6 protein-coding genes are annotated in these 6,927 nt (G+C 41.7%); 2 read left to right on the top strand and 4 right to left on the bottom strand.

Features of this window, described 5'->3' with window-relative positions; genetic code table 11:
• From B2X72_RS11540 to B2X72_RS11530, 3 genes are all read right to left on the bottom strand, one after another.
• The coding region (locus tag B2X72_RS11540; RefSeq protein WP_286849668.1) for a MauE/DoxX family redox-associated membrane protein at window positions 1-542 on the bottom strand (542 nt) is incomplete at its 3' end.
• A gap of 445 nt (window positions 543-987) precedes the next feature.
• A complete protein-coding gene (locus B2X72_RS11535) occupies window positions 988-2,073 on the bottom strand; it encodes a hypothetical protein (RefSeq protein ID WP_286849666.1) in 1,086 nt (361 codons plus the stop codon).
• Entirely contained in the window at window positions 2,070-2,765 is a 696-nt protein-coding gene (locus B2X72_RS11530) for a hypothetical protein (RefSeq protein WP_286849664.1), read from the bottom strand. Before B2X72_RS11530 ends, B2X72_RS11535 begins: the two co-directional genes overlap by 4 nt.
• Before the next feature lie 463 nt (window positions 2,766-3,228).
• Here B2X72_RS11530 and B2X72_RS11525 point away from each other — a divergent pair, with 463 nt between their 5' ends.
• Window positions 3,229-4,254 carry a hypothetical protein gene (locus B2X72_RS11525; RefSeq protein ID WP_286849663.1) on the top strand — a complete coding sequence of 342 codons (1,026 nt, stop codon included), beginning with the start codon at window positions 3,229-3,231 and terminating at the stop codon, window positions 4,252-4,254.
• Between the two features lie 32 nt (window positions 4,255-4,286).
• A complete protein-coding gene (locus tag B2X72_RS11520; RefSeq protein ID WP_286849662.1) occupies window positions 4,287-4,595 on the top strand; it encodes a hypothetical protein in 309 nt (102 codons plus the stop codon).
• Between the two features lie 717 nt (window positions 4,596-5,312).
• On the opposite strand, the gene B2X72_RS11515 is transcribed toward B2X72_RS11520, so the two are convergent.
• Window positions 5,313-6,623, bottom strand: a complete 1,311-nt coding sequence (locus tag B2X72_RS11515; RefSeq protein WP_286849661.1) for a site-specific integrase — start codon at window positions 6,621-6,623, stop codon at window positions 5,313-5,315.
• Window positions 6,624-6,927 lie beyond the last annotated feature (304 nt).

The raw sequence follows: 6,927 nt of genomic DNA, 5'->3' as shown, positions 1-6,927 counted from the left end.
ATGCTGTCCGGTGTGTACCACTTGTCATTTGTCCGCTTGAAGTGTGTGCTTTCGTATGTAATTGCTCCTATTGCTAGAAAGCCTATCAGGAATAGTGCTATGTTTGTTTTACCCGTTAATGTACGCTCTTGGTCTTTGACAGCAGTGCGGTGCAATGCCCACCCAGTTATGGAAAGGCCAAGAACTGTGATATTTATCAATAGATGCGCGGGCCAGGAGATATGGCTGAGAAAGCTGGTACACATACAGGGTTTCTGTGCATAGACATCCAATACCCCCAGACCGATATAGATCGTAAAAACGATAATTAATACGTTAGAAGCTCTCCATCCCAGGGAGCGTAGTCTCGCTGGTGGCAAAGCTAGTAATACTCCTATACCGATTTCCATGAGCGGAAGTAGCCAAAAGAGTATCGGAGCCAGAAAACTGATAACAGGCTGTTGCTCCAGGGCGATCCGAAAGGCTCCCAGTTGCCAGATCTTATCCATGCCGACATAGATCCAAAAAAGGATCATTACCGCCCGAAGGATTTTATATATCATGCTAGTTGTTTTATTTGCTTCCATAGCCTTAATTATTTGTGCCGTGGCATTTATTATTTTTCTCCGCTGTTTTATTATTTTCGGTTGGGGTTTTATTATTTCTTTAAAAACAGGGCGCCGTACCTGTCCCCTCCATCTGGTACAGCGGCCCGCCTGAGCGTCAGCTTCTACTTTCTCGTACGCTGTAAAACAAAGGTAGTATGGAAAACAGGCCGGCGCAGGTGTAACGAAATGGTTGATTTGGAAAAATTACCTGTCTCTATATGGTTTAAACAAAGACTGGGATGTAGTGAAGGGGTAATATGTGGTAAAAAATTAGGGAGCGGATTCTTGGTAAAACAGTCGATTTGGGTGTAGCTATGGCTGTTTTTGATCGGTAGAATAAACTTGCTGAGGGGGTGTAGCGATGGCATACCCCCTGTTTTTAAAAATTTCTGTATTTTACTTACTTTAATTCCGGGAACTGTCTATTCAGTTCGGCGAGCATCGTATTCAATACTTTACGGATACGGAGAGCAGTATGAAACTCGGTGCTTTTGTCCATCCTGGTCAGGCTATGGGCAGAAAGTAAGGTCCCTTCCCGTGTTTTGACAAGCCTGGAAAACACCTCCGCAACTTCTTTTTTCTCCGACGACCACATAATATTCGCCTTAACAGATATATGCATCCAAAGTTTGAGCTCTTTGCCATTGAAATTGCTCTGAATAAACTGTTGGGGATAATTCTGCATTGTTTCAGACGGGGAGATATTTTCATCCTCCATGTACTCGCGCATCAACTTCAGCAGGCTCCTACGGTTGCTATCATACGCGAAGTCCGGGATACAGGAGAAGTGTTTTGGAAAGCGTGACAGGGCATCCATAAATGAAGGGTCTGAAGTGTACAGTTCTTTCCATCGGTTGAAAAATCCCATATGGTTAAAATTCAGGTTGACCATCAGAACCAAAAAACGATAATGCCAGTTTTTACCCTGGCGTTTGTCGTCGGCCAATTGGCGCAGTGATTCGACCATTTTGGGCAGGTAATCCTGATGCCTGTATTGAATATAGGGAATCTTACCGTTTTCAAATAGGCTGTCCATAGCTGAGAGGATTTCACCAAGATAGACCTGTGGTATGTTTTTTTGAGCGAGTTTATCAAGGATAGAGGGCATATTTACATATACATATTCATGCAGCCTGAGGTAATAATGCTCCGGCAGCGGCGTACAGGGATCAATATCTTTTTTAAATAGATGTTCGATTCGCCCAAGTAATTCTTCCAGGGCAAATAGTGCTGTAGCATTTTCAATTTTACACTCTTTACAGAAGTTATTCAGTAAAGAGTGCAGCCGCAATAATTGCGTGTGGTATAGCCGTATGGCCTGACGGGCATTATCAACTTTGATAATCTCCCGGTGCGCCTGCAACGCAAGCGCAAAATTGTTATTGCAGACCTCTGTGATTTCACACAAATACGCTGGGATATCCTCGTTATCCAGATGGACTATGGCTTCTATGAGCATTGTCAGCTTTTGTAAACTTACGATCATCTGTACCTCCTTTTGATATCTTTATGATACCAGGGCCAGCCATAGACCCCGGGATGCAGATGGAGATTGAGCTTATCGCCTTCTTTCGCATTTTCATACAGTTTAGGGTGTACGTCCATCGGCATCTGATACTGCCGTCCTTCATAGGTAAAGGAAAGCAAGAGCTCATGAATATCACAGCACACTGGACATTTCTGAACGACTACGGCCGTAATCTGCACATTCTTGGCGTCCGGTGTATGCTGGCAGTTGCCAAGGATCAGCAGCATGCGCATATACCAGATACAGGCAATGATCATAATCGGAAATTGGATGCCATATAGTTTGATCAGGCCTATCTTCTTCCAAAAAAATAGATGTGCCAATACACAGATGACGAATGCTATTGGGATCCCCTTTTTCAAGGCTGTCCAAGACGGCTGGGAACTGATCAATAATTGATAAGGGAGCCGGTCAAATAGCGCAATGCTGCTGATCAGGACGCAGACAAAAAAAACAGAGAAAAGCTGCATCACACGCTCCTGATTACGGATCTCTAAAAAAGGAATCAGCACGACCAGGATACCGATGCTGTATACGTGCTGGGATGGTGTCGAGGCCATAAAAAGTCCATATAAAGTGACCAGCATAGCTATCGCAGTAAATATGTAATTGCGGCTGAATGGGAAAGGTATTTTCTTTATCGTCCTCATGATCCAGGGGTTTATAATCAGTGAACTATTACTTTTCAAAAATACCCATAACGACAGGGAATTTTTGCTGAATACCGCCTTAATTTCAACGAAGACCGATTTTTTACAGCGAAGGCTGATTTCGGAACAACGAAGAATGCATTTCAAACAATAAAGCTTTAAATTTTCGTCCAGTAGGGTAATTATTTAGATGAAATAGCGACATAAAAGAGGTGATTTTGGCGCTGGAAACGTTGTTTAAAAAATAATTGGCTAAATTTATATAACAAAAATTTATTCATAAAGGTAAAATTTTAACAGGAGCTCTTCAGCAGATATCTAGCCATATATGCCCAGATGAGCCATTGTATGTAGAAAAGTAATTTAATTTAATAACGTTGACGCTACCTGAAGGAGGAAGAAGCAAACAAACTTGACGCGCATGTATGTTTGGATAGCGTTTGTTAAAATATGATCGGAGTATATGAAAAGCATAGAGCAGGACAAATATCAAGATACGGAGGTATTGGCTGTAAATTATCCGGATGTGATCTGGCTATTGATCGCGTCTTGCGCCTTCGGCGGTGTTTGCTGGTATCTGGGCTATCAGGGGGCTTTAGCGGACTGGCTTACAGACTGGCCGATCATCACAAGCTATCTATTTTTTGCATTGATGGCGGCTATTACTTTCCTGTATATACGTTTGGTCATTGCGCTCCTGGACAAAAAGCAGAATTGGTTATACGTTCCGCAGAAACGTATAGGTACACAGTTCTTTTTTTGCTGTGTATTGCCCACAATTTTTTTGTTCTGGATTATCGGTCCCGATACACTGGCTAAGGATGAATGGCTGTTATTTCCTTTAATGGTCATATTTAGTGGTATTCTGGTCTTGAATATGTGCTACACGGTGTATTTCTATGTGGCTATTCATCAAAAGCAAAAAAAGCAAATTGTTGAACTTAAGGAAGTAAACCATCAGCAGCAGTTAAAAATTAAGGATCTGGAGAAGCAGGTTAATCTGTTTTCCCCTGATCTGAAAGAGGTGAAGGAAGTTCTGGAAACGGAGTCTAGTGATAAAGATATTGATTCCATGGAGGAAATCGACCTGCCGCTAATAAAAGCGATAGATCCGGAGCAGGAGGTATTCCTGCTCAATAATAAGATCCTTTCCCAAAAGATACTGTACAAAGATTTAGGGATTTTTACGTTTAAAAATAGTATGGTCAGTCTTTATCTGAAAAACGCGATGGACGAAAGTCTGACCTGTGGCGAACAGCGCAGCCTAAAGGAAGTTGTAAATAGCACTCGGGGTTTTGTACAGAAGATAGACAGGGATAAGGCGATACCGCTGGATATGATCAGGGCTTGCTACGGGTTGAAGCGTGGCCGGTTGCGCATTGTACTTAAAATACCGTTTGAAGGCCGGTATGATTTTGAGGTGTCTGATAAGATTGCCAGGCATATCCGGGAATGGGTCATGTTGCAGGTGCCCATAGAAAAGGAGTAATACAATAATAGATAAACTTTAAAAGATAGATTATGGAAAAAGCAAAGGTAAATAGCTGGAAATGCCGTGCTACTGGTAAAATTGGATTTCTTTCTTTAATCGAAGCACAATGGATAATGCTTAATTTTAAGTTCAAATCACGCGTTCGGAACAAACTGGATGGCAAACGGATCAAACACCGGATGGGTAAGGACGCTTGTAAAAGGGCTTATTATTGTAAGTTTTGTAGGGGCTACCATATCACCAAATGGGATAAAGGACACTTTAGCAACTACAAGACTAAGGCTGAATCTTGGAAGATACCCAGTGTGTTAGGAAACTGGAATTATTCGATTGAATAATCTGGCTAGCCTATTGTCCATTCCCGAAAAAGGTGTACAAAAGGTCTAATACAGTTCTTACTTTACACTGGGGATAGAAGGAGCATCAAGCGTAAATGAAGCGCCAATAAAGCGTTACCTAAGCGTAGAGAGTGCGTAGTAAGTGCGTTAATAGCGTACTTCCAGCGCACTTACTACGCACTTAGCCCATTGCAAGATGGTACATAACGCGATTATACCTATGGAATGTATTTTGATCGTTTTATCTACGCCTGGTGCATACTTGATAGTTGGTTTCAGTCCGGCCTCCCCCTGATCTGTTGGGATCGGTAAGAGCAGGTATATTAGCTGTCTATCCGTTACCTTATAGGATTTTCAGCCTGTCCATAAAAGATGAATTACCAGAAGGACCCTTGCCCGGTTGCCAGCGTTGGTAGACTGGCCCGGAATTATGGTCTTATAGCAAACGTCAAGTCGTCCACAATAAAACATTTATTGAACAAAATTTAAACAGGTGCTAAATATATCTCCAAAAAAAGTTCCTGATAAGATCTAGTAGCTCCAGCAGCGACATGGTTGATAAAGTGAACAGTTTTCCCGAAAAACTGACTGTATAAGCAGATATACCTGTACAGGTTATTTATAGACCAGATCAATATTCCAATTATCTTTTGGATTGGGATTTTATTGGAGGTATAAGAAAAGAAGCAATGTTCGTCACATTGCTTCCAGTACGATTTATGCGATATTTCTATCTCTATGACCCGTTCTTAAAAAGGTAAAAGACTGAGGAGCGCATACCTCTGCCACTTTAGCCGTTTTGGTTGGCGCAGGTTTATTCTCGATCTTTCTTTCCAGTCTGTCCATGTCCACCGCAACCCTATTGTCCAATAACTTCGCATAATGCTGCGTAGTTTTGATATCCGTATGTCCAAGCATTTTTGAAACTGTTTCAATAGGAACACTATTGGCAAGCGTCACAGACGTGGCGAAGGTATGGCGTGACTTGTGAAAGGTCAACTCTTTTGTGATCTCGCACAGATCAGCGATTTCCTTTAGATAACTGTTCATTTTCTGATTACTCAGCACAGGAAGTACCATATCCTTTGTCACACATGGTGGATAATCACGATAACGTTCAATGATCTCAAGTGCCTTGAGAAGCAGTGGAATATTCGATGAGGTTTCGGTTTTCTCCCTACTGGTAAATATCCAGAGTTTTCCGTCCACACCCTCGGCAATATCGGTCCATTTTAGTTTCTTCACATCCGCATAGGAAAGTCCTGTGTAGCAACAAAAGACAAAGATATCACGCACATGCGCTAATCTTGGTATCTTGAACAACTTTTCCTCTATCCTCCTTAGTTCTGCATCCGTCAGAAACTCCTTCTCTTTCGCCTTCGCCTTAATCTTATAAAAAGCAAATGGATCGTCCGTTATCCATCTATGCGAAATACAGATCTTGATGATCTTACGAAGATGTTTCATGTATTTTGCTGCCGACACAGCTGAACAGCCCATTGTTGCTCGCAGAAAGAATTCGTACCCTGTGACAAAAGCATGGTCAATCTTTCTCGTGTCAATATCCTGCGACCTGTATTCTTTCTCAAGGTATCCACAAATATGTAATAAAGAGGTCTTATACCCTTTGAGCGTATTGGGCTTGAATCCATTGCCCAAAAGTGCTTCCATCTGCATATTATGCTCCCTGAACACATCCAAGAAATTTTTACGTTTGATATCCTTTCCCTGATACTTAAGTTTGATCGATTCCGCTGTGATTTCCTCTGCGGCAGCCGTCATAGCGGTATGGATCGTACTTATTTTAGTTACGAGGGTATCAAGATAGCTGTTCAGCGTCTTTACAGCTTCAGTCGTGCCTTTCACCCGGTTGGCTTTGGAGTTCCATTTTGGCGGATCACATTCCCGTCCAGTGGAGACTTCTTTTTGGACACCATCTACGGTAATCCGCATGTAGATCGGCTTGGGACCACTAACGTAATTTTTTGGTTTCTTCAAGTAGAAGAGCAAGGAATAATTTGTACTCATGACAACATCATTTAAGTGAAAGAAACCCTTTCCCGACTTTCGGGAAAGGCTCTGCATCGCCATTGAAAAAACAATGAAAGCAGATGCAAATGTAGCCTTGCAACTAAAACGGATCAAGATGTTTAATTTTCAAACAACTTGATTATAAGAATGTTAAATACATCTCAGTGAGTAAGCAAATGAGCGAAAATGACTCACTGAATGACTCACTTTTTTCTTGGGAATTCGTGTAAGTTTTGTAGATACTGAAAAACAAAAAAGCCTGCAAATGTTTAATTTGCAGGCTTTTGTATGTTTTGACTTT

This window comes from Sphingobacterium sp. UBA7253, from assembly GCF_002472745.1.
GTDB lineage: Bacteria > Bacteroidota > Bacteroidia > Sphingobacteriales > Sphingobacteriaceae > Sphingobacterium > Sphingobacterium siyangense.
The sequence above is the reverse complement of the archived record's forward strand: the minus strand, read 5'-3'. Positions and strand labels throughout refer to the sequence as shown.

Excerpts from the sequence above, each read along its gene's own strand:
- B2X72_RS11515 (WP_286849661.1), bottom strand. The coding sequence starts at position 6,623 with ATGAGTACAAATTATTCCTTGCTCTTCTACTTGAAGAAACCAAAAAAT.
- B2X72_RS11525 (WP_286849663.1), top strand. The coding sequence starts at position 3,229 with ATGAAAAGCATAGAGCAGGACAAATATCAAGATACGGAGGTATTGGCT.
- B2X72_RS11535 (WP_286849666.1), bottom strand. The coding sequence starts at position 2,073 with ATGATCGTAAGTTTACAAAAGCTGACAATGCTCATAGAAGCCATAGTC.
- B2X72_RS11530 (WP_286849664.1), bottom strand. The coding sequence starts at position 2,765 with ATGAGGACGATAAAGAAAATACCTTTCCCATTCAGCCGCAATTACATA.
- B2X72_RS11520 (WP_286849662.1), top strand. The coding sequence starts at position 4,287 with ATGGAAAAAGCAAAGGTAAATAGCTGGAAATGCCGTGCTACTGGTAAA.